We start from the raw sequence: 20,365 nt of genomic DNA, 5'->3' as shown, positions 1-20,365 counted from the left end.
CCATTCCGCAAGGAAGTAAGATCCCTGAAAGATGATCAGGTTGATAGGTCTGAGGTGGAAGTGTGGCGACACATGGAGCTGACAGATACTAATCGATCGAGGACTTAACCAATTTGAATGTATGCTTACTGTTATCTAGTTTTGAGAGAACACTCTCAATGGTTTGGTGGCGATAGCGAAGAGGTCACACCCGTTCCCATGCCGAACACGGAAGTTAAGCTCTTCAGCGCCGATGGTAGTCGGGGGTTTCCCCCTGTGAGAGTAGGACGCCGCCAAGCCATTACACGTAAGTGTAATATACGGAGGATTAGCTCAGCTGGGAGAGCATCTGCCTTACAAGCAGAGGGTCGGCGGTTCGAGCCCGTCATCCTCCACCATTCATATCATACATAAGTTGGCGTATTAGGCCGGTGTAGCTCAATTGGTAGAGCAACTGACTTGTAATCAGTAGGTTGGGGGTTCAAGTCCTCTTGCCGGCACCACTTTTATATGTTATACTATATAAGTCTCTTGTAATAAGAGCCATTAGCTCAGTTGGTAGAGCATCTGACTTTTAATCAGAGGGTCGAAGGTTCGAGTCCTTCATGGCTCACCATATTTTTCTTGCGGATGTGGCGGAATTGGCAGACGCGCTAGAATCAGGCTCTAGTGTCTTTACAGACGTGGGGGTTCAAGTCCCTTCATCCGCATTGCCAAACGCGGAAGTAGTTCAGTGGTAGAACATCACCTTGCCAAGGTGGGGGTCGCGGGTTCGAATCCCGTCTTCCGCTCCAACTATACTATACCATCCATGCCGGGGTGGTGGAATTGGCAGACACACAGGACTTAAAATCCTGCGGTAGGTGACTACCGTGCCGGTTCAAGTCCGGCCCTCGGCACTTATTGTTGCGCCCGTAGCTCAATTGGATAGAGCGTTTGACTACGGATCAAAAGGTTAGGGGTTCGACTCCTCTCGGGCGCGCCATACATACTTTTGAAAAACGGGAAGTAGCTCAGCTTGGTAGAGCACATGGTTTGGGACCATGGGGTCGCAGGTTCGAATCCTGTCTTCCCGACCATTTTGGGGCCTTAGCTCAGCTGGGAGAGCGCCTGCTTTGCACGCAGGAGGTCAGCGGTTCGATCCCGCTAGGCTCCACTTGATTTTAATTGTTTTTGGCGGTGTAGCTCAGCTGGCTAGAGCGTACGGTTCATACCCGTGAGGTCGGGGGTTCGATCCCCTCCGCCGCTACCATTGGACCTTTAGCTCAGTTGGTTAGAGCAGACGGCTCATAACCGTCCGGTCGTAGGTTCGAGTCCTACAAGGTCCACCACTTATACGGAGGAATACCCAAGTCTGGCTGAAGGGATCGGTCTTGAAAACCGACAGGGGTGTCAAAGCCCGCGGGGGTTCGAATCCCTCTTCCTCCGCCATATCTAATTTAATTATCATCGCGGGGTGGAGCAGTTCGGTAGCTCGTCGGGCTCATAACCCGAAGGTCGCAGGTTCAAATCCTGCCCCCGCAACCAAAAAAATGGTCCGGTAGTTCAGTTGGTTAGAATGCCTGCCTGTCACGCAGGAGGTCGCGGGTTCGAGTCCCGTCCGGACCGCCATTTATAAAAAGGCTCGGTAGCTCAGTTGGTAGAGCAACGGACTGAAAATCCGTGTGTCGGCGGTTCGATTCCGTCCCGAGCCACCATTTAATTTAATATTGTTTTGGCGGTTGTGGCGAAGTGGTTAACGCACCAGATTGTGGCTCTGGCACTCGTGGGTTCGATTCCCATCAATCGCCCCAAACAACATGCGGGTGTAGTTTAGTGGTAAAACCTCAGCCTTCCAAGCTGATGTCGTGGGTTCGATTCCCATCACCCGCTCCATTTTTATATTGTCATGGGCCTGTAGCTCAGCTGGTTAGAGCGCACGCCTGATAAGCGTGAGGTCGGTGGTTCGAGTCCACTCAGGCCCACCATGATGATTTTTCCACAGTAGCTCAGTGGTAGAGCTATCGGCTGTTAACCGATCGGTCGCAGGTTCGAATCCTGCCTGTGGAGCCATACGGAGAAGTACTCAAGTGGCTGAAGAGGCGCCCCTGCTAAGGGTGTAGGTCGTGTAAGCGGCGCGAGGGTTCAAATCCCTCCTTCTCCGCCATAAGGCCCGTTGGTCAAGCGGTTAAGACACCGCCCTTTCACGGCGGTAACACGGGTTCGAATCCCGTACGGGTCATTAAAAAAACCTTGCATAGTATGCAAGGTTTTTTTATTATGCGTTCATAGCGTAAATGGTAAAAGACAGGTATGTGGCAAAAGCGCTCCATAATAAATAAGGAACCAGAAGCCAGGCTGAAGCTTTACTGTATTTACCGGCAATGAGCAACAGAATGAGTGTTGTCACAGCCACAAGCAGACAATCGATAGATGCAGCAAGCAAATTTTTCTGTGTGAATTGAAAATAGCTGAATCCTTGATTCACGATATAATTGATGAGGAGCATCACCCAAAAAGCTTTGGATTCTTTACATGAAAACCTTGCGTATATCAAGGCTGCTGAGAGCGAAATAAGCGCAAACAAAACCGCCCATATGATGCCGATCACTGATCCGCTCGGCGTCCAGTCAGGTTTTTGCAGCGCGTCGTACCATTCCCGGTCGATGGGAAAGAGAAACCCTGCTAAAGAAAACAAGACATATGTAATGATAAATACAATAATTGCACCGATATACTTCTTTTTCATTTGTTCCCTCCGCCATTCAATGTCAATACGTTAGTTCCCTCTTTTGGAAAGATCAAGCCTTTTAAAGATCCATGCACCATTAAGTGTATGAGTTTTCAGTGTGAAAATGCAGCAAACCAATTATTTGTATTCAAAAACCCCGGCAGGCCGGGGTTTTAATCAGCATGAAGATCGCCAAAGGTCGTCATAATTCCTTCTTCGTCCAGTTCCTGCTCATATTTTTCGTGTGCTTTGCTTGGATACACGGAAATGTTTTTTCCGGTAATATCTGTCGCGATAAAGTTTTCATAATCCTCAGCATAGCCGATGTTTTCTTCTGAGTTCATTGTCATATCCCCATAGCTGAGCGGCGGATCTTCTAAATCCTGAGGCGTTTCTGAGTTTCCGTATTCCTCAACATCCTGATAAGCATCTTCACTATCGTAAGCCGCCCGGATTGATTCATCATCATCAAATTCAAACTGTCCGAACGGTGTTTCCTCTTCAATCGGCCTGTCTTTGGAAACGGCATCCTGCGAGGAATATTCCGCCAATGTCGTAGCCGTCGGCAGAGCTTCGAGTCTGTCATAAGGAATGTCCTTGCCGCTGACTTCACATGTGCCGTATGTGCCGTTTTCAATTTGTTTCAGAGAGTAATCAATATCGCGAAGGTGCTCCCGTTCATGGTCGAGCAGAGCCAGGTCTTTTTCCCGCTCGTATAATTCGGTCGCCTGATCGCCGGGATGATTGTCATAGGAAGACAATTCGCCGGATGATTGATACGGGAATTCATCAGTTAACTGAAATTGATCATTTTCTTTAAAGCGGCTTAAAATATCATCTCTGGCTTCTTCCAATTCTTTTTTTAAGTGTGTGATCTGTTCGTTTGTAAGCACATCAATCCCTCGTTTCTATGTGATGCTTACTGTTAGTATGAACGTTTTTGCGCAGAAAAATGGTGGATAAAAATAGTCATTTTCCCACGGGGAAGTAAAAGGATACAGTGATTGCCGAGAGTGGGGAAAGAAAATTCAAGTTTGTTTCTTTATTCATTTGCGCAAAAAGGTTTATAATAAGAAATGCGGGCATTTTGTCGTGCTCAAATCTGTGTGTTTGACACAAATTCATCACAGGTGTATTGTATTAAAAGCATTTAACGGATTATGGAGGAATGTCTCATGGTGACAACGGTGCAGCATACGTTCCGAGAGGAAGCAGATCATGCATTACATAAAGCCAAACAAGTCAACCATGCTGTCTTATTGAGCTATTCAAGACGTATTGCGTCTTTAGACCCTCTATCATTTTTCAAAGACGGAGCAAAAAAATATAAAGGCAAACGATTTTTTTGGTCAGAACCCGGTAGTGAATTAACAATAGTCGGTCTTGGCACAGAAGCGCTGTTCCAATCGAATGAAAAAAATGGAAAACGTTATCACGACGTTTTTGAACAATGGGAGCGCTTTAAAAAGACGGCTTTTCATATTCATGAAGAAGAAGAGGCGGCGCATACCGCGGTCGGCCCTGTCTTATTCGGCGGTTTTTCATTTAATCCCGCTGAAGAGAGAGGAGACGAATGGAACGGGTTCGAAGAAGGGCTGTTCTTTATCCCCTCACTCATGCTGACAAAGACGGCAGATGGTGATTATTTAACCGTCAATCAATGGGCGGCAGACGGTAATCAGGCAGAAGATACGCTGAAACGTCTGAAATCTTTTTCAGAAGCTTTTGCAGTTTCTTCAATTCAGTATGAAGAATATCCTGTTTTAACAAAAGCGGAAGAACTTGATGTGGAAAACTGGCTTGAGGCCATTAAAACAGCAACAAATGATATGAAGGCAAATCAATATGATAAAGTCGTGCTGGCAAGGGAAGTCGTTTTGTCATATGATGGGCCTATTCCGGCGGAGAGCGTTGTCCGCAAGCTTTTGACGGACCAAACGACAAGCTATGTTTTTGCGATTGAGCAGGGAAATAAATGCTTTGTCGGCGCTTCACCGGAACGGCTGATCAAAAAATCCGGCAAAGACGTTATGTCCACCTGTCTGGCAGGTTCAATTAAGCGCGGAGAAAATCAACAAGAAGATGACCGTCTCGGCAAAGAGCTGCTGCATGACGAAAAAAATCTTGCGGAACATGATTTTGTGGTTCAGATGATACACGATTCTTTCTTGGCGAGCTGCAGCGATGTGAAAAAGCCTGCAGGTCCGCAATTATATAAAACAAAAAGTGTTCAGCATCTATATACGCCGATCACAGGCCATCTTAAAACCTCCGCTTCGCTGTTTGATTTAATTGAAAAGCTGCATCCCACTCCGGCATTGGGCGGAGCTCCCCAGCAGAAAGCTGTTGAAGTTATCGCTGATATTGAACCGATGACACGCGGATGGTACGCGGCTCCGATCGGCTGGATGGACGGCAGGGAAAACGGAGAATTTGTCGTGGCTATCCGATCAGGGCTGATTGAAGGCAAAAGTGCGCGGCTTTTCGCAGGCTGCGGTATTGTTGAAGATTCAGATCCGCAATCAGAATATGAAGAAACACAAATTAAACTAAAGCCGATGATCTCTGCTTTAGGAGGTGAAAGGCTTTGACAAACCCGATTACACATTATATCGGAAGTTTTATTGATGAATTCGCTCTATCTGGTGTCACCGACGCGGTTGTTTGCCCGGGATCGAGGTCAACTCCCCTGGCGGTTTTGGCGGCGGCCCACCCGGATATTCAAGTCCATATACAGATTGATGAACGATCCGCAGGTTTTTTCGCACTCGGTCTTGCAAAAGCCCGCCAGCGTCCGGTCATGCTGATTTGTACGTCAGGAACGGCAGCGGCTAACTTCTATCCGGCCGTGATTGAAGCTCATTATTCAAGAGTGCCTCTTATTGTCCTGACTGCTGACCGGCCTCATGAATTGAGGGAAGTGGGGGCGCCTCAGGCGATTAACCAGCATTTTCTGTTCGGTAACTTTGTTAAGTTTTTCACAGACTCGGCTCTGCCTGAGGAAAATCCTCAAATGCTGAGCTATATCAGAACATTGGCCGGCAGAGCCGTAAGTGAAGCCGGGAAGCGCCCGATGGGGCCAGTCCATATCAATGTGCCGCTCAGAGAGCCTTTGATGCCGGATTTATCAGCCGGACCTTTTGAAAGAATGAGAAAGGGGAAGCACGTCTCAGTCACAACAGGGATGCAGTCAGCTGATCAAGACGCGCTCTGTCATATTACAGAGCGTCTCGCGGGTACCGAAAGAGGTATGATCGTCTGCGGCGAAATTCACGGTGAAGCAGAAAAGCAGCAAATCATCGCGCTTGCCGAGATGCTTCAGTTCCCGATTTTGGCTGATCCGCTTTCAAACCTCCGAAACGGGGAGCATGATAAGACGCTGATTATTGATGCTTATGACTCGTTCTTAAAAGATGAAGAAATAAAAGAGGCGCTGCGCCCTGAGGCTGTGATCCGCTTCGGCCCGATGCCGGTTTCCAAACCGCTCTTTTTATGGCTCAGAGATGATCCTGCCATTGAGCAGTTTATCGTCGATGAAGACGGAGGATGGAGAGATCCCACCCAGGCCGGCGCGCATATGATTCATTGCCATCCGTCGGTGTTTTTGGAAGCGGTCCGTTCAGCTGAAACCGGAAAACGGCCGTCCGGATGGCTTGAGAAATGGCAGTTTGTCAATGCGCGGTTCCGGAGTCATTTACAGGCCGCGAGCATGGATGATTTATCATTTGAAGGAAATGTATATCGTCAGCTTCAGCACCTTGTCCCTGAAGGCAGTTCGATTTTTGTCGGCAACAGCATGCCGATCCGCGACGTGGATACTTTCTTTGAAAAACAAGATCGTTCCTTCCGTGTCTATGCCAACCGCGGTGCTAACGGCATTGACGGAGTTGTCTCCTCGGCTATGGGGCTGTGTGAAGGTACAAAAGCTCCTGTCACGCTTGTCATTGGAGATTTATCGTTTTACCATGATTTAAACGGGCTGTTAGCGGCTAAAAAACTTGGAATTCCGCTTACGGTTATTTTAATAAACAATGATGGCGGCGGGATTTTCTCGTTTTTGCCGCAGGCATCTGATAAGACTCATTTTGAAGAACTGTTCGGTACGCCGACGGGTCTTGATTTCCGGCATGCCGCCGCACTGTACGGCGGGACGTATACTTGTCCTGAGACATGGGAAGCATTTAAGGATGCGTATCAGCCGCAGGCGGACAAGCCCGGACTTCATATAATCGAGCTGAAAACAGATCGGACATCAAGAGTTCAATTCCATCGTGATCTGCTGCAGGCCGCAGTGCGGGAAGTGAAAAAAGAATGGAAACTGTAACAGTTAAAACGGCTGACGGCGTATGCTATCGTGCTGCTGATAGCGGACACGAATCGTCTGAAGCTATTGTTTGTCTGCATGGATTTACGGGCAGCAAAGAATCATGGATGTTTTTACGCGGCATGTTTCCCGGCGAGCGAATGGTGATGATTGACTGCCTGGGTCACGGGGAGACAGACGCGCCTGTGCAAGCGGCAAGGTATAGTGCGAGCCGGCAGGTTGCGGACCTTGCCGCCGTTTTTGATCAATTAAAACTTCACAAAGTGAAACTTATTGGTTATTCTATGGGGGGAAGACTTGCGTATTCCTTTGCACAGGCATTTCCGCATCGGGTGTCAGCGCTTGTTTTGGAAAGTACAACCCCGGGCCTCAGCACGCTTCAGGAACGCAAAAAGCGGATTCAGTCAGACCGGAAGCTTGCTGACTTTATATTGAGGGAAGGTATAACATCGTTTGTTGATTATTGGGAGAGCATTCCGTTGTTTGCCACGCAGCTTTCTCTGCCGGACAGCGTAAAGGCGTCCATCCGTGTCGGCAGGCTGAAGAATAATCCGTCCGGACTTGCAGGAAGCCTGCTCGGAATGGGGACGGGCTCACAGCCTTCCTGGTGGGAGGCATTACACCGCATCAAGGCGCCCGTCCTGCTCATATGCGGTGAATGGGATGAAAAGTTTTGCGCTATTAATCAAAAGGTGCATAACCTGCTCCCATCAAGTAAAATAGAGGTTGTCAAACAGGCGGGGCACACGGTACATGTGGAACAGCCGCGAATTTTTGGTAAGATAGTAAGTGAGTTTTTATACGGCTTGTAAAGCATAAAGAAAATAGCTTTTCGGCCGGACTCAGGCAAAAATGAAGGAGGTCATATCAATGGCTGCAGAATGGAAAAGTGAACGTCAGTACGATGAAATCCTGTACGAGACGTATAACGGTATTGCAAAAATAACAATTAACCGCCCGGAGGTACATAACGCATTTACTCCTAAGACGGTATCAGAAATGATTGACGCATTTGCTTGTGCGCGTGATGACTCTAATATTGGTGTCATCGTTCTTGCGGGAGCGGGAGATAAAGCATTCTGTTCAGGCGGAGACCAAAAAGTCCGCGGTCACGGCGGATATGTCGGAGACGATCAGATCCCGCGTCTGAATGTGCTTGATCTTCAGCGTTTGATCCGCGTGATTCCTAAACCGGTCGTAGCGATGGTATCAGGCTATGCCATCGGCGGAGGCCATGTGCTTCATATCGTCTGTGATTTAACGATTGCGGCCGATAACGCGATTTTCGGTCAAACCGGCCCGAAAGTGGGAAGCTTTGATGCCGGTTACGGCTCAGGTTACCTGGCGCGTATCGTCGGACATAAGAAAGCCCGTGAAATCTGGTACCTGTGCCGTCAATACAACGCGCAGGAAGCGCTCGACATGGGGCTTGTCAATACGGTTGTCCCATTAGAGAAACTTGAAGAGGAAACAATTAAATGGTGTGAAGAAATGCTTGAGAAAAGCCCTACAGCCCTTCGTTTCCTTAAAGCGGCATTTAACGCTGATACAGACGGCCTCGCCGGAATTCAGCAATTTGCAGGAGATGCAACGCTTCTTTATTACACGACTGACGAAGCGAAAGAAGGCCGTGATTCCTTTAAAGAGAAACGCAGTCCCGATTTCGGTCAATTCCCTCGTTTTCCGTGATCAGATGACACTACGAAACAGCTTGAGCCGCTCTGGTCCAAGCTGTTTTCTTTTCAAAAACAGTACTTTTACCTCGGAGATGATAACATGCTGACAGAACAGCCGAATTGGCTCATTCAAAGGGCTCAGCTGACACCGGAGAGAATCGCTCTCAAATTTGAAAACAAACAGATGACATTCAGAGAATTATATCATGCTTCTAAACAAATGGCCGCGCGGCTGTCCAAATACTGCTCGCTTAAAAAAGGAGACAGGGCCGCGATTTTGCTTTCTAACAGACCGGAAATGGTTTATGCCGTTCACGCCTGCTTCTTATTAGGGGCGGAAGCTGTGCTGTTGAATACGAAGCTCTCAAAACAGGAACGGTTGTTTCAGCTCGAAGATTCACAGGCAAAGCTTTTATTAACGGAGGACGGTTTTTGCCGCGAAGAATATGAATCTGCGGTCGCCACCGCAGATGTGGACGAGCTGCAGGCTGAAGAGGCGGGTGACATGGAGCCGGAAGCTTATGTAACACTTGATGATACGGCGACTCTTATGTATACGTCAGGAACAACGGGAAGGCCGAAGGGGGTGCAGCAGACTTTCGGTAATCATTATTCCAGCGCTGTATCGTCTGCGCTGAATCTGGGGGTCACAGAGCGGGACCGCTGGCTTATTGCGCTGCCGCTGTTTCATATCAGCGGTCTGTCTGCGCTGTTTAAGTCGGTCATTTACGGCATGCCTGTCGTGCTTCATCAAAAATTTTCTGTCACTGATGTGCTGGACAGCATCAGCTCCCATCAGGTCACGATCATTTCAGCGGTGCAGACCATGCTCTCGGGCCTGCTTGCGGAAACTGAACAATGTCCTGCATCACTGCGCTGCATTCTGCTTGGCGGGGGTCCGGCACCGCTGCCGCTCCTTGAAGAATGCCGCAGGAAACAATTTCCGGTATTCCAATCTTACGGCTTGACTGAAACCTGCTCACAGATTGTCACGCTTTCTCCGGAATTCAGCATGGACAAGCTCGGCTCGGCCGGTAAACCGCTGTTTTCATGCGAAATTAGAATTGAAAAGGACGGAAACCCTTGTGCGCCGTTTGAACATGGTGAAATTACGGTGAAAGGCCCGAATGTAATGAAAGGGTATTATCATCGTGACGACGCGAACCAGGCCGCTTTTCATAATGGATGGTTTAAAACGGGCGATCTTGGCTATTTGGATGATGAAGGGTTTTTATACGTGCTGGACAGGCGGTCGGACCTCATCATTTCAGGCGGAGAGAACATCTACCCGGCAGAAGTGGAAGCGGCGCTGCTTGCCCATCCGGCTGTAGCGGAGGTTGGTGTTTCGGGAGCCGAAGATCCGAAGTGGGGGAAAGTGCCGCATGCTTTTCTCGTGCTGACTTCTTCTGTCAGTTCTGAGGAGCTGACCGCCTTTTGCCGTGAGCGGCTTGCAAAATATAAAATACCGGCTGCTTTTTTCGAGGTTGACGAGCTCCCGCGGAACGCGTCCAATAAACTGATGAGGCATCGGCTGAATGAGCTTCGTAAAGGAGAATTGTCATGATTAAGATTGAAAAAATCACCCTTTATCATGTAAGTATGAGGCTGAAAAAACCGTTTAAAACAAGTATTGAAACGCTGCAGGATCGTAAATTTTTGATCGTGGAAGCGATCGATGAAACCGGGAGAACCGGCTGGGGGGAGGTATCGGCGTTTTCTTCTCCGTGGTATACAGAAGAAACGATTCAGACATGCGCGCATATGCTGAGAGATTTTTTCATCCCAAATGTCGTAGGCCGCGAGTTTTTCCATCCGTCAGAAGTGCCTGACAGTCTCGCGCGTTTCAAAGGAAACCGCATGGCAAAAGCGGGGCTTGAATCAGCCGTGTGGGATCTATATGCCAAGAAAAAGGGGATATCTCTCGCAGAAGCCTTAGGGGGCAAAAGAGATAAAGTGCCCGCCGGCGTGGCGGTGGGTCTGGCTTCGGCTGATGAGATGCTTCGGGAAATTGAGCAATACGTAAAAGAAGGTTATCAACGTATAAAAATAAAAATTCAGCCCCGCCATGACGTTGATTTGGTCAGAGCCATCCGCAGCCGTTTTCCGAACGTACCGCTGATGGCGGATGCCAACTCGGCTTATGAACTGAAAGACATCAGCAGGCTGAAAGAGTTGGATGAATTCCAGCTCATGATGATAGAACAGCCGCTTCAGGCAGACGATATTGTCGATCACCGCCACCTGCAGAAACACTTGAGAACCGCGGTATGCCTTGATGAAAGCATATGCTCATATGATGATGCAAGGCGGGCGATTGAGCTTGGGAGCTGTAAAATCATTAACATAAAACCGGCGCGTGTAGGGGGCCTGACAGAGGCTTTAAAAATACATGACTTATGCAGAGAGCATCACATGCCGGTTTGGTGCGGCGGAATGTTTGAAACCGGCATTTCGAGAGCGCAGACAGTCGCGCTTGCTTCGCTGCCGCAATTTACAATACCGGGTGATATTTCCTCATCAGACCGATACTGGGAGGAGGATATTGTCACTCCCGACATCCGTATCGAAGAGGGATTCATCTCTGTCCCGGACGGTCCCGGACTGGGTGTCGAAGTCAATCAGGAAATAATGAGAAAATACGTCACCCAAATGGACGTTTTTACGACAAACAACTGATAAAAAGACATTTCAGCGAGTTGAGCTGCCTGTATGCTGCTGTTATATTGAAACTGTTCATTATCACCCCTTCCCCCGTTTGAACCGGCTGTATCAGCCGGTTTTTTTAATAGGCAAATGCGATGATTTTTTTATTCTTCAAACAGTGTCGGCTTTACATCGCAGGTGCTGCTTTCCGGCTGGGGCAAACATGTACATCTTGATAAAAAATTCTGTGCTTGTCATGAATGCGATACTGATTGTATCGCATGCCGCCGCCTATATTTGCCGCCGAACCGCCTTTCTGCCATGCTTCTCATCCGCGCGGTTTTCTCCGGTTCAGGGATGATATCAAAAAGGCTTGCGGCGCGGAAATGAAAAAGAGCTGTATAAAACAGCTCTTTTCTTTTATAAATCTTGCGGTTTAAAGGTTTTGCAATCCGTTTCTTCACTTTTTTCAGCGGTTTCGCCTGTATGGCTGACCACATAAATAGCGTCGGCCGTGCATTTGTTTCCTCTGCCCCAATATGAACAGTTATTGACTTCACACAGAATTTTTTGGTCCATGCTGGCTCCCCTCCAAGATAAAAGGTACGCCATTAGTATGAGCCGCCCTGATTTTTGTTATTCCTCCTGGCGGATATAACGTCTGTCTTTCATAAAGAGCTTCCAGAAGAAATAAAACCCGGGGAACAAAATGATGAAAGCGACGATATACGTCATAAACAGCGCCCTGAAGGTTGCAGGCTCCGTAAATCCTGACATGACCGTAATATCCGGATAAATCATATAAGGAAGATGAGCCCGTCCGTATGCATAGCTTGCCAAAAAGTATTGAAGCGCTATGGCGATCATGGCGATTCTCGGTTTGCCGAGGTTGCGGCCGAAGCGCTTATTCGGCAAAAACAGAGCCACGCCGGCAATGATAAATGTAATGACAGACAGAATGAGCCATGTCTTGTCTTTCATCATCCCCGTATACAGCCACCCGGCTTCAGAGCGTAATGTCAGCATAATGAAGAAGGCAAACAGAAGCGACAGCGGACCTGTTATTAAAGAGCTCCGTCTGTAGATGCGGTACGCATGCTCCTCTTCCGCAACATTTGAAAAATCGGCCAGAAGCAGTGAAGATAAAAATAAAGTGCTTAAAATGGCAAAGCCGATAAACGCATACGCATTAAGGCTTGTAAAGACATTTGCCAAATTTAGGTGATACACTCCGCCCGTCTTTTCAATAAATCCTCCGTGTGTGACCGGAAGGACCAAAATCAGCACAGCGGGAATAATGAAGCCTGAAATTCCGGAGATATATCTCATGATTTTTCTTTCCTTCGCGGTATTGGAGAAGACGAGAAAGCCGCTGCGGATGGCTAAGAGCAGTAAAATAATACTTCCCGGGATCAATAAAACGGTTCCCAGCACGAAGGTTGCCCCTGGAAAGAAGCTGAATAGGGCGACAACGATCGCGACGATAAAGACGTTGGTCACTTCCCATGTCGGGGACAAATAACGGTTGGCGATGTTTGTCGCCTTTGTTTGTTCTCTATTTAAATAAATCATCGACCAAAAGCCGGCTCCGAAGTCCATCGTTGCCATGACCGCGTAGATAAACACGAAGCCCCATACGATTGATATCGCAATGAGAGCATCCATGGTAATGTCCATTTCAATTCAGCCCTTTCTATTGTTAGGATTCCACCGCTTTTACATCCTCCTCAACAGGATGTTTGCGGAAATAATAAAGCAGCACATAAATGACTGCGGCTGCCAAAATGGCGTAAACCACTGTGAACAGGATGAACAGCAAACCGATTGAACCGGTTGTCGTGACGACATCAGACGTTTTCAGGAGATGGTAAATCACCCATGGCTGCCGCCCCGTACAAGCGAATATCCACCCGAATTCAATTCCGATCAGACTGAGCGGTCCTGCGGTTAAAAATAAAATCAAAAGCCAAGTCGGAAAGCTGTCTTTCTTTAAAATTTTTCTCCACACGATGCCGATGATGGAGTACAAAATGAGCAGCATCCCGATGCCGACCATTCCGTTAAACAGTGTATGGATGAATAAAGGCGGCCACTCGTCTTTCGGAAACGCGTTCAATCCTTTGACGACGGTATCAAAGCTGTTTGCGGCCAAAAAGCTTAAAGCCCACGGCACTTCTATCGCCCATTTTACTTTTTCTTCTTTTGCATCAGTAAAACCCCCGATCGCAAGCGGAGCGTGTGATCTAGTTTCAAACAGCCCTTCTGCGGCCGCAAGCTTCTCAGGCTGGTATTCGTAAAGAAGCTGGGCTGACTCGTGACCGTTTAAAGAGGCAAGAATGGAGAATATCCCGCCGATCGTTAAGGCAAGCAGCAGCGCTTTTCGGTGAAAGCGGTATACCTGCTCCTGTTTTCTCGTTCTCAGCATTTTATAAGCCGCTACTGACGCGACGATAAATGCACCGGTCATGAAAGCCGTCAGAACGACATGGCCCGCGGTGGTGAAAAAGCTTGGATTAAAAAACGCTGCCCACGGTTCGACGTCAGTGATTTTGCCGTTTAAAATTTTAAAGCCGGCCGGCGTTCCTTCAAATGCGTGAACATTTGTGATTAAGACGGCGGATGCCGCGGCGCCGATCAAAACGAAAATAACGGCAATGATGCGCATCGCCGGAGTCAGCCGATCAGCGGCGTAGACATAAATGGACATAAACAGCGCTTCGATAAAGAAAGCATAAATTTCAATCTGAAACGGAAGTGACATCACCCTGCCGATGACCTCCATGAATCCGGGCCACAAAAGGGCAAGCTGTGTACCCGCGATCGTTCCGGTCGGTATCGCCACGCCGAGCAGAACAGCCTGCGCCTTCGTCCACCTTTTCGCCATAATGGCATAATGCGGATCTTTTGTTTTTTGATAAATCAATTCAGCCATTAAAATCATCAGAGGCAAGCCGACACCAAGCGTCGCAAAAATAATATGAAAGCCCATGGTTGTCCCGAACAGACTTCTGGCTAATACTAAATCATCCACGATCATAAACCGCCTTTCTAAATTACCGTTTTATGTAATGTGGTTATATTATTTGCTGAAGCGATTAGATTATTCTTCCGATTCCATATATGTGCAGGGTTTAGAAATCAAGGGATCAGGGCATATATGATTGACAAGCGCCTATTTAAGGTTTAGAATAAAACGTAATTATTACGATTTGAGAAAGGGAGATCAGCATGAAAAAAGATATTCATCCGGATAACCATCAAGTGATTTTTCAAGATGTGAACAGCGGCTACCGCTTTTTAAGCCATTCTACGAAAACGTCAGAGGAAACGGCAGAGTGGGAAGACGGAAAAACATACCCGCTGATTAAAGTAGAAGTCAGCTCAGATACGCATCCGTTTTATACAGGCCGCCAAAAATTCAACGAAAAAGGCGGGAGAGTCGAACAGTTCAACAAAAAATACAATATGGGGAAATAAGACAAGCCCAATGGGGTTTGTCTTATTTATTGAGCACTTTGTCATCTCGTGCGGGGAGTGACGAAATGACCCGCCTTATGTTATATTGTGAATAAAAAAGCAGAAAGGAAACACCAAGATGAGTCTTCTAAACGATATCATGCAATTTAATGAGCAGTTCACTAAAAACAAAGATTATGAAAAATACCAAACATCTAAATTCCCGGATAAAAAGATGGCAATTTTGTCCTGTATGGACACACGTCTTGTAGAATTGCTTCCGCATGCGATGAACATGCGAAACGGCGATGTGAAAATTATTAAAAGTGCCGGCGCGCTTGTCGCCCACCCGTTCGGAAGCATCATGCGCAGCCTTTTAGTGGCCGTATACGAATTAAACGCTGATGAAGTCTGCGTTATCGGCCACCATGATTGCGGCATGAGCAAAATCAACAGCGAGGATATGCTTGATAAAATTATCGACCGCGGTATTCCGAAAGAGCGGATTGACATGCTGAAGCACTCAGGTGTTGATCTTGATCAATGGCTGAAAAGCTTTGATTCAGTAGAAGCGAGTGTTACAGACAGCGTAAACGTCATTAAACACCATCCGCTATTCCCTGACAATGTCCCGGTGCACGGTCTGGTGATTGATCCTGAAACCGGTAAACTGGATCTGGTGATCGACGGCTACCAGCATATGGACTAATGTTTTTGTTTTTTGTCCGGTACGGGATCAACACCGCCCGGATGAAAAGGGTGGCACTTTAAAATCCGCTTCAGTGTCAGCCATCCGCCTTTTAATGCGCCGTGAGTCTTGACGGCTTCGATTCCGTACTGCGAACACGTCGGATAAAAGCGGCATGACGGCGGCGTCAGCGGAGAGATGAACTTCTGGTATCCGCGGATTAACGCAATCATTATGGTTTTCATCAAAAAACCACCTTTCTGATGCTAGTATAGAAAAAAAATTTCAGATTGAAAAGCTTCCGCCACAATTCTTATCGGAAAACTGTGTTATAATGGATGCATATTCTGAAAAAAAGGGAGTGCCATTATGCCTTCAGTAGAAAGTTTTGAGCTAGACCATAATGCGGTTGTGGCTCCGTATGTAAGACATTGCGGAGTGCATAAAGTCGGAACAGACGGCGTCGTGAATAAGTTTGACATTCGCTTCTGCCAGCCGAACAAACAGGCGATGAAGCCGGATACGATTCATACGCTTGAGCACTTGCTTGCGTTTACGATTCGCACACATTCTGAGAAATACGATCACTTCGACATCATAGATATCTCACCGATGGGCTGCCAGACAGGCTATTATCTTGTTGTCAGCGGCGAGCCGACAGCGGAAGAAATTGTAGACCTGCTTGACGCTACGCTGAAAGAAGCCATCGATATTACGGAGATTCCGGCGGCCAACGAAAAACAGTGCGGCCAGGCGAAACTTCATGATTTAGAAGGCGCGAAACGGCTGATGCGTTTCTGGCTGTCACAAGATAAAGAAGATTTGCTGAAAGTGTTCGGATAAAAAACAGGCCTTTTTGCTGACATGCAAAAAGGCTTTTTTACATATTTCTAAAAAATGTCACACCTTATGTGTAAGCGTTTGCTAAAATAGAAGCAAACATGAAGGAGTGATGGGATGAAACGGGCTGTATTGGCAGGTATGTGCGGTATGGTATTTCTATTATCTTCCTGCGGGGGCAATTCGGACAAAACCTCCGCGGATGAGGAGCCTAAAGCGCTTGAGGTCAAGCTTACAGGACCGGAAACGGCAGCACCGCATGAAAAAACGGAATACAAGGCGGAGGTTTTTTACGGCGGCAAGCGTGTCACGGATGCGGATGAAGTCATGTTTGAAGTATGGAAAGATGGAAAAAAAGGAAGCAGCAAAACAAGCAAGGCCAAGGAGGAAAAAGGGGCGTATCACCTGCGGACTGAATTTGATGAAGAGGGTGTGTATACCGTTCAATCCCACGTAACGGCAAAACAGCAGCATAATATGCCGACTGTAAAAGTGCGTGTCGGGGATGCTGAAGCTGCCGATGATTCCTCCGGCCATGAGGAACAGACGCATCATCATTAAGGATTGTTTTTATCCGTCAAGCCTTTTGATGCGTCCTCCGGCGGGTCAATCGTATGTTTTACGTTATAAGCTCTTACAGTCGACCAGATGGATAAAAGCAGCACGGCGAGCACGATAAGAAAGCCGAAGCCCAGAAGAAGCAGCATAAAATCCCTCCTTTTTAACAAATCATAACATATTTTCCATCCGTAAAATCAAGGGCTAAAAATTTATGTTTTAACACACGATATATAGGGTATATCAATAGTAAATCAAAGGAGGAAGATAGGCATGTCAGAAAAACTATTGGAAGCGGTCAATAAACAAGTTGCAAACTGGACGGTCATGTATGTGAAATTACATAACTATCATTGGTACGTCAAAGGGAAGGACTTTTTCACATTGCACGAAAAGTTCGAGGAGCTGTATAACGAAACGGCTACATATATTGACGATCTGGCAGAACGTCTGCTGGCATTGAACGGCAAGCCGATCGGCACAATGACGGAATCATTGAAGACTGCTTCTATAAAAGAGGCGGAAGGCAATGAGAGCGCAGAACAAATGGTACAGAACATTTATGATGATTTCACTGTCATTGCGGAAGAGCTGAAAAGCGGCATGGATCTCGCAGATGAGGTCGGAGACGAAACGACCGGAGATATGCTGCTTGCCATTCACCAGAATATCGAAAAACATAACTGGATGCTGAAAGCGTATTTAGGATAATCAACAAGGGAAGACCGGGGCTATAAAGCACTCGGTCTTTTATTTGGCTGCCGAAGAGAGGTGTTGTCCATTTTTCTGAAAAATCCAGTCCGTTCCATTCACTTTTCATAGAATAATGTAAGGCCGTTTCTGTGAAAGGATGTTGGATCAAGTGGGCAAAGACTTTGGCATCTTTTCGTTTTTTGCAGTGATCGTGTCGGCAGCGGGGTTTTTCTTTGGCGGTTTTCAGTATTCGTTTCTGATTTTGCTATCGGTCATGGCGATTGAGTTTATCAGTACAAGCTTAAAAGAATCTCTTTTGCAGCAGCTGAGCACAAGAAAGCTTTTTGCGCGGCTGGTCAAAAAAATCGTGACCCTGGCATTAGTCTCAGTTTGCCATTTTTTTGATCAGCTGCTTCATTCAGAAGGCGCCATCCGCAATTTGGCTATTATGTTTTATATCTTATACGAATCGGTTCAGATCGTGATTACGGCAAGCTCGCTGGGCATACCGGTTCCGCAGGTGCTCGTCGACCTATTGGATACCCTGAAAAATAAATTCAAGCGCAAACCGTAACATTTGCTTCAAAGGAGGCTATACTAGCGGGTAGGATGGTTTTCCTCTGAATTTTTGATAAAGGGCTTCCGAACAAACGCAACTGTGGTATGATGTATGGAAGATATGAAGGAACGGATTAGAGGGATAAACATGTACGAGTTTAAAGACTATTATCAGAATACTGTTCAGCTCTCCTTTGAACACCAGCCTTTTTCAGACAGCCCGAAGCATGTATGGGTCATATGCCGATATGGAGATAAGTGGCTTTTGACTGAGCACGAAGACCGGGGGTTTGAATTTCCGGGCGGAAAAGTGGAGCCGATGGAATGTGCGGAGGAAGCGGCCCTGCGCGAGGTGAAAGAAGAAACCGGCGCCGCGGTAAGACATCTGAAGTACGTCGGACAGTATAAAGTTCTCGGCAGGGAAAAGGTAATCGTGAAGAATATTTATTTTGCCGATATTGAAAAGCTTGAAAAACAGGCTGACTATTTTGAAACAAAGGGGCCGGTGCTGTTCAGCGAACTGCCGGAGAATCTCCCCCGAAATAAAAAATTCAGTTTCATTATGAAAGATTCGGTGCTTCCGATCAGTCTGAAAAAGCTGAAAGAGGACGGCGTATTTCAATCATAAAAAACGGAGACCCGGCGCTTACGCACGGGTCTTTTTTATATTTTTCCTTTCGTCCATTTTCTTTCTAACAGTTCGACTCCCTGATACATCAATGTCGCAAAAATCGCGATGATCAGAAGGCTTAAGAACACAAGAGTGAAATTGAAGACCTGGAATCCGTAAATGATCATGTAGCCCAGACCTTTTTCGGAAACGAGAAACTCGCCGACGATGACGCCGACCCAGGATAAACCGACGTTCACTTTAAGCGCGGAAATAATCGCGGGGGCGCATGCCGGCAGAATGACTTCTTTAAACATGATGCTTCTTTTCGCTCCGAATGTTTTCATCACCTTAATATAGTTTTCATCCACTTCCTGAAAAGCCGTAAAGACGACGATTGTCGTGATAATGACACTGATGACTGCTCCCATGGCGACAATGCTTGTGAAATTCGGTCCGAGTGCCACGATGAGAATCGGTCCGAGTGCGACCTTCGGCATCGCGTTTAAAATGACGAGGTACGGGTCTAAAACCCGGGCGAGCCTGTTTGACCACCATAACAGAGCGGCGAGGCATGTGCCGAGAAGCGTGCCGAGCAAAAAGCCGAGAACGGTTTCTCCTAAGGTTACGCCGATGTGCGCCGCAAGGGATCCGTCCGCAATCTTTTCAACTAAAAGCCTGCAAACGGCGGAGGGTGAGCTGAAGATTAACGGATCGATCCAGCCCGCCCTGCTCGATATTTCCCACCCGGCAAAAAATACGATGAAAATGGCGGCCTGATACGCACGGATCCGGAGCTTTTCTTTTTGGTGTCTTTTCTTAAACTGCTGATGAAGCTGTTCAATCGTGCCGCTGCTGTTTTTCAAGGGAATTCAGCTCCTTCCATATGGTTTGAAACAGCGGCTGAAAGGCCGGATCCTGACGCGCGTCAAACGGATCTAAAGCCGCGAGCTCCTTAGGCACGGTGAATATTTGGTGGATGGTGCCCGGCTGATTCGAAAATAAATAGATCGTATCGCTCATGGCGATGGCTTCACCGATATCGTGGGTGACGAGCACGGCGGTTTTTTGAAAATCCTTTAATGTTCTGAAGACAAGGTTTTCCAAAGAAAGCTTCGTTTGAAAGTCCAGCGCGGAAAACGGTTCATCAAGGAGCAGCAGTCCAGGGTCCGGCGCAAGAGTTCTGGCAAGTGCCGCCCGCTGCCGCATTCCGCCTGAGAGCTCTTTCGGATATTTCTTTTCAACGCCGATTAATCCGAGCTTAGGCAGAAGGCTGAGAACTTCAGCTCTTTTTTCTTCTGTTAATGTTTTTGAAATGTGTAAACCGAGCAGCACGTTTTCCTCAATTGATTTCCAAGGAAATAAATAATCCTGCTGAAGCATATAACCGATTTGGTGTTCTTTATGGTTCGGCACGCTTCCTTCGATCAGCACCCGGCCTTGCGCAGGGGTGATAAGTCCGGCCAGAATGGACAGGAGTGTTGTTTTTCCGCATCCGCTCGGCCCGAGAAAGGAGATGAAATCCCCTTTTTCAATCTGAAAATGTATATCTTTCACGGCGGTTGTCTTTTCTTTCAGCGAGAAATAAGTATGTGTTACATGATCCACATGTAAAAAAGACATTCATGTT

At 47.3% G+C, this 20,365-nt stretch carries 22 protein-coding genes, 21 tRNA genes and 2 rRNA genes; 36 read left to right on the top strand and 9 right to left on the bottom strand.

Features of this window, described 5'->3' with window-relative positions; all coding sequences use genetic code 11:
* From OWN49_RS13180 to OWN49_RS13070, 23 genes are all read left to right on the top strand, one after another.
* A 23S ribosomal RNA gene (locus OWN49_RS13180) occupies window positions 1-112 on the top strand; the annotation flags it as partial.
* Window positions 113-162: 50 nt separating this feature from the next.
* A 5S ribosomal RNA gene (gene rrf, locus OWN49_RS13175) occupies window positions 163-278 on the top strand.
* A 23-nt stretch (window positions 279-301) separates the two neighbouring features.
* Window positions 302-377, top strand: a tRNA-Val gene (locus tag OWN49_RS13170).
* Window positions 378-406: 29 nt separating this feature from the next.
* Window positions 407-482, top strand: a tRNA-Thr gene (locus OWN49_RS13165).
* A 37-nt stretch (window positions 483-519) separates the two neighbouring features.
* Window positions 520-595, top strand: a tRNA-Lys gene (locus OWN49_RS13160).
* Window positions 596-605: 10 nt separating this feature from the next.
* A tRNA-Leu gene (locus OWN49_RS13155) sits at window positions 606-689 on the top strand.
* A gap of 9 nt (window positions 690-698) precedes the next feature.
* Window positions 699-773 (top strand) — tRNA-Gly (locus OWN49_RS13150).
* Window positions 774-792: 19 nt separating this feature from the next.
* Window positions 793-878, top strand: a tRNA-Leu gene (locus tag OWN49_RS13145).
* A gap of 9 nt (window positions 879-887) precedes the next feature.
* Window positions 888-964 (top strand) — tRNA-Arg (locus OWN49_RS13140).
* 17 nt (window positions 965-981) lie between these two features.
* Window positions 982-1,058, top strand: a tRNA-Pro gene (locus OWN49_RS13135).
* 4 nt (window positions 1,059-1,062) lie between these two features.
* Window positions 1,063-1,135 (top strand) — tRNA-Ala (locus tag OWN49_RS13130).
* 19 nt (window positions 1,136-1,154) lie between these two features.
* Window positions 1,155-1,231 (top strand) — tRNA-Met (locus OWN49_RS13125).
* Between the two features lie 2 nt (window positions 1,232-1,233).
* A tRNA-Ile gene (locus OWN49_RS13120) sits at window positions 1,234-1,310 on the top strand.
* 7 nt (window positions 1,311-1,317) lie between these two features.
* Window positions 1,318-1,410, top strand: a tRNA-Ser gene (locus OWN49_RS13115).
* Window positions 1,411-1,429: 19 nt separating this feature from the next.
* Window positions 1,430-1,506: transfer RNA gene (locus OWN49_RS13110), tRNA-Met, on the top strand.
* A 7-nt stretch (window positions 1,507-1,513) separates the two neighbouring features.
* Window positions 1,514-1,590 (top strand) — tRNA-Asp (locus tag OWN49_RS13105).
* A gap of 10 nt (window positions 1,591-1,600) precedes the next feature.
* Window positions 1,601-1,676: transfer RNA gene (locus OWN49_RS13100), tRNA-Phe, on the top strand.
* A gap of 20 nt (window positions 1,677-1,696) precedes the next feature.
* Window positions 1,697-1,772 (top strand) — tRNA-His (locus OWN49_RS13095).
* Between the two features lie 8 nt (window positions 1,773-1,780).
* Window positions 1,781-1,854, top strand: a tRNA-Gly gene (locus tag OWN49_RS13090).
* A gap of 15 nt (window positions 1,855-1,869) precedes the next feature.
* Window positions 1,870-1,946, top strand: a tRNA-Ile gene (locus OWN49_RS13085).
* 10 nt (window positions 1,947-1,956) lie between these two features.
* Window positions 1,957-2,031: transfer RNA gene (locus OWN49_RS13080), tRNA-Asn, on the top strand.
* A 3-nt stretch (window positions 2,032-2,034) separates the two neighbouring features.
* Window positions 2,035-2,125: transfer RNA gene (locus OWN49_RS13075), tRNA-Ser, on the top strand.
* A gap of 3 nt (window positions 2,126-2,128) precedes the next feature.
* A tRNA-Glu gene (locus OWN49_RS13070) sits at window positions 2,129-2,200 on the top strand.
* Window positions 2,201-2,236: 36 nt separating this feature from the next.
* Here OWN49_RS13070 and OWN49_RS13065 read toward each other — a convergent pair.
* Both OWN49_RS13065 and OWN49_RS13060 read right to left on the bottom strand, forming a co-directional pair.
* Window positions 2,237-2,707, bottom strand: a complete 471-nt coding sequence (locus OWN49_RS13065) for a TspO/MBR family protein (RefSeq protein WP_077722739.1) — start codon at window positions 2,705-2,707, stop codon at window positions 2,237-2,239.
* Window positions 2,708-2,862: 155 nt separating this feature from the next.
* Window positions 2,863-3,582, bottom strand: coding sequence for a TraR/DksA C4-type zinc finger protein (locus OWN49_RS13060; RefSeq protein ID WP_003152213.1), 720 nt, complete (start codon window positions 3,580-3,582; stop codon window positions 2,863-2,865).
* A gap of 282 nt (window positions 3,583-3,864) precedes the next feature.
* Here OWN49_RS13060 and OWN49_RS13055 point away from each other — a divergent pair, with 282 nt between their 5' ends.
* From OWN49_RS13055 to menC, 6 genes are all read left to right on the top strand, one after another.
* Window positions 3,865-5,280 (top strand): isochorismate synthase, encoded by a 1,416-nt coding sequence (locus OWN49_RS13055; RefSeq protein WP_077722738.1) that lies wholly within the window; start codon window positions 3,865-3,867, stop codon window positions 5,278-5,280.
* Window positions 5,277-7,013 (top strand): 2-succinyl-5-enolpyruvyl-6-hydroxy-3-cyclohexene-1-carboxylic-acid synthase, encoded by a 1,737-nt coding sequence (gene menD, locus OWN49_RS13050; RefSeq protein WP_173613123.1) that lies wholly within the window; start codon window positions 5,277-5,279, stop codon window positions 7,011-7,013. Before OWN49_RS13055 ends, menD begins: the two co-directional genes overlap by 4 nt.
* On the top strand, window positions 7,001-7,825 hold the full coding sequence (gene menH / locus OWN49_RS13045) for a 2-succinyl-6-hydroxy-2,4-cyclohexadiene-1-carboxylate synthase (RefSeq protein WP_176283496.1): 825 nt from the start codon (window positions 7,001-7,003) through the stop codon (window positions 7,823-7,825). The genes menD and menH overlap by 13 nt, the downstream gene beginning before the upstream one ends.
* A 58-nt stretch (window positions 7,826-7,883) precedes the next feature.
* A complete protein-coding gene (menB, locus tag OWN49_RS13040) occupies window positions 7,884-8,702 on the top strand; it encodes a 1,4-dihydroxy-2-naphthoyl-CoA synthase (RefSeq protein ID WP_003152221.1) in 819 nt (272 codons plus the stop codon).
* An 87-nt stretch (window positions 8,703-8,789) separates the two neighbouring features.
* Window positions 8,790-10,253 (top strand): o-succinylbenzoate--CoA ligase, encoded by a 1,464-nt coding sequence (locus OWN49_RS13035; protein ID WP_176283495.1) that lies wholly within the window; start codon window positions 8,790-8,792, stop codon window positions 10,251-10,253.
* On the top strand, window positions 10,250-11,365 hold the full coding sequence (gene menC / locus OWN49_RS13030; RefSeq protein ID WP_172614921.1) for an o-succinylbenzoate synthase: 1,116 nt from the start codon (window positions 10,250-10,252) through the stop codon (window positions 11,363-11,365). The genes OWN49_RS13035 and menC overlap by 4 nt, the downstream gene beginning before the upstream one ends.
* Window positions 11,366-11,752: 387 nt before the next feature.
* Here the strand turns inward: menC and OWN49_RS13025 are convergent, their stop codons facing one another.
* Genes OWN49_RS13025 through OWN49_RS13015 form a run of 3 tightly spaced genes read right to left on the bottom strand, consistent with a single transcriptional unit; the run spans window position 11,753 to window position 14,363 of the window.
* Complete coding sequence (locus tag OWN49_RS13025) at window positions 11,753-11,911, bottom strand: DUF1540 domain-containing protein (RefSeq protein ID WP_003152224.1); 159 nt, start codon at window positions 11,909-11,911, stop codon at window positions 11,753-11,755.
* A 57-nt stretch (window positions 11,912-11,968) separates the two neighbouring features.
* Window positions 11,969-13,009: a cytochrome d ubiquinol oxidase subunit II gene (locus OWN49_RS13020; RefSeq protein ID WP_176283494.1), complete on the bottom strand. Its 1,041-nt coding sequence runs from the start codon at window positions 13,007-13,009 to the stop codon at window positions 11,969-11,971.
* 22 nt (window positions 13,010-13,031) lie between these two features.
* Window positions 13,032-14,363, bottom strand: a complete 1,332-nt coding sequence (locus tag OWN49_RS13015) for a cytochrome ubiquinol oxidase subunit I (protein WP_070082728.1) — start codon at window positions 14,361-14,363, stop codon at window positions 13,032-13,034.
* 197 nt (window positions 14,364-14,560) lie between these two features.
* On the opposite strand from OWN49_RS13015, the gene OWN49_RS13010 reads away from it, so the two are divergent.
* Together OWN49_RS13010 and OWN49_RS13005 are read left to right on the top strand one after the other, a co-directional pair.
* Complete coding sequence (locus OWN49_RS13010) at window positions 14,561-14,809, top strand: type B 50S ribosomal protein L31 (RefSeq protein ID WP_003152229.1); 249 nt, start codon at window positions 14,561-14,563, stop codon at window positions 14,807-14,809.
* Between the two features lie 118 nt (window positions 14,810-14,927).
* Window positions 14,928-15,497, top strand: coding sequence for a beta-class carbonic anhydrase (locus OWN49_RS13005; RefSeq protein ID WP_003152233.1), 570 nt, complete (start codon window positions 14,928-14,930; stop codon window positions 15,495-15,497).
* Here OWN49_RS13005 and yidD read toward each other — a convergent pair.
* Window positions 15,494-15,721 (bottom strand): membrane protein insertion efficiency factor YidD, encoded by a 228-nt coding sequence (yidD, locus tag OWN49_RS13000; RefSeq protein WP_003152235.1) that lies wholly within the window; start codon window positions 15,719-15,721, stop codon window positions 15,494-15,496. The two genes, OWN49_RS13005 and yidD, sit on opposite strands and share 4 nt — an antisense overlap.
* Before the next feature lie 124 nt (window positions 15,722-15,845).
* Here yidD and OWN49_RS12995 point away from each other — a divergent pair, with 124 nt between their 5' ends.
* Both OWN49_RS12995 and OWN49_RS12990 read left to right on the top strand, forming a co-directional pair.
* The gene (locus tag OWN49_RS12995) at window positions 15,846-16,319 is read left to right on the top strand and encodes an S-ribosylhomocysteine lyase (protein ID WP_003152237.1); all 474 of its coding nucleotides are present in this window, start codon (window positions 15,846-15,848) and stop codon (window positions 16,317-16,319) included.
* Between the two features lie 114 nt (window positions 16,320-16,433).
* Window positions 16,434-16,877 (top strand): FixH family protein, encoded by a 444-nt coding sequence (locus tag OWN49_RS12990; protein ID WP_077722733.1) that lies wholly within the window; start codon window positions 16,434-16,436, stop codon window positions 16,875-16,877.
* On the opposite strand, the gene ytzI is transcribed toward OWN49_RS12990, so the two are convergent.
* The gene (ytzI, locus tag OWN49_RS12985; protein WP_071391461.1) at window positions 16,874-17,023 is read right to left on the bottom strand and encodes a YtzI protein; all 150 of its coding nucleotides are present in this window, start codon (window positions 17,021-17,023) and stop codon (window positions 16,874-16,876) included. The genes OWN49_RS12990 and ytzI overlap by 4 nt on opposite strands.
* A 124-nt stretch (window positions 17,024-17,147) precedes the next feature.
* Here ytzI and OWN49_RS12980 point away from each other — a divergent pair, with 124 nt between their 5' ends.
* From OWN49_RS12980 to ytkD, 3 genes are all read left to right on the top strand, one after another.
* Window positions 17,148-17,585 carry a Dps family protein gene (locus tag OWN49_RS12980; protein ID WP_003152242.1) on the top strand — a complete coding sequence of 146 codons (438 nt, stop codon included), beginning with the start codon at window positions 17,148-17,150 and terminating at the stop codon, window positions 17,583-17,585.
* Window positions 17,586-17,736: 151 nt separating this feature from the next.
* Window positions 17,737-18,141, top strand: coding sequence for a phage holin family protein (locus OWN49_RS12975; RefSeq protein WP_102422714.1), 405 nt, complete (start codon window positions 17,737-17,739; stop codon window positions 18,139-18,141).
* A gap of 132 nt (window positions 18,142-18,273) precedes the next feature.
* A complete protein-coding gene (ytkD, locus tag OWN49_RS12970) occupies window positions 18,274-18,753 on the top strand; it encodes an RNA deprotection pyrophosphohydrolase (protein ID WP_003152244.1) in 480 nt (159 codons plus the stop codon).
* A gap of 35 nt (window positions 18,754-18,788) precedes the next feature.
* On the opposite strand, the gene OWN49_RS12965 is transcribed toward ytkD, so the two are convergent.
* Together OWN49_RS12965 and OWN49_RS12960 are read right to left on the bottom strand one after the other, a co-directional pair.
* Window positions 18,789-19,601, bottom strand: coding sequence for an ABC transporter permease (locus OWN49_RS12965; RefSeq protein ID WP_014418698.1), 813 nt, complete (start codon window positions 19,599-19,601; stop codon window positions 18,789-18,791).
* Window positions 19,576-20,358, bottom strand: coding sequence for an ABC transporter ATP-binding protein (locus tag OWN49_RS12960; protein ID WP_003152246.1), 783 nt, complete (start codon window positions 20,356-20,358; stop codon window positions 19,576-19,578). The genes OWN49_RS12965 and OWN49_RS12960 overlap by 26 nt, the downstream gene beginning before the upstream one ends.
* Window positions 20,359-20,365: the final 7 nt, after the last annotated feature.

Origin of the sequence: Bacillus sp. NEAU-242-2 (genome assembly GCF_027853835.1) — a bacterium.
GTDB lineage: Bacteria > Bacillota > Bacilli > Bacillales > Bacillaceae > Bacillus > Bacillus velezensis.
This window is presented reverse-complemented; position numbering and strand designations above follow the sequence as displayed.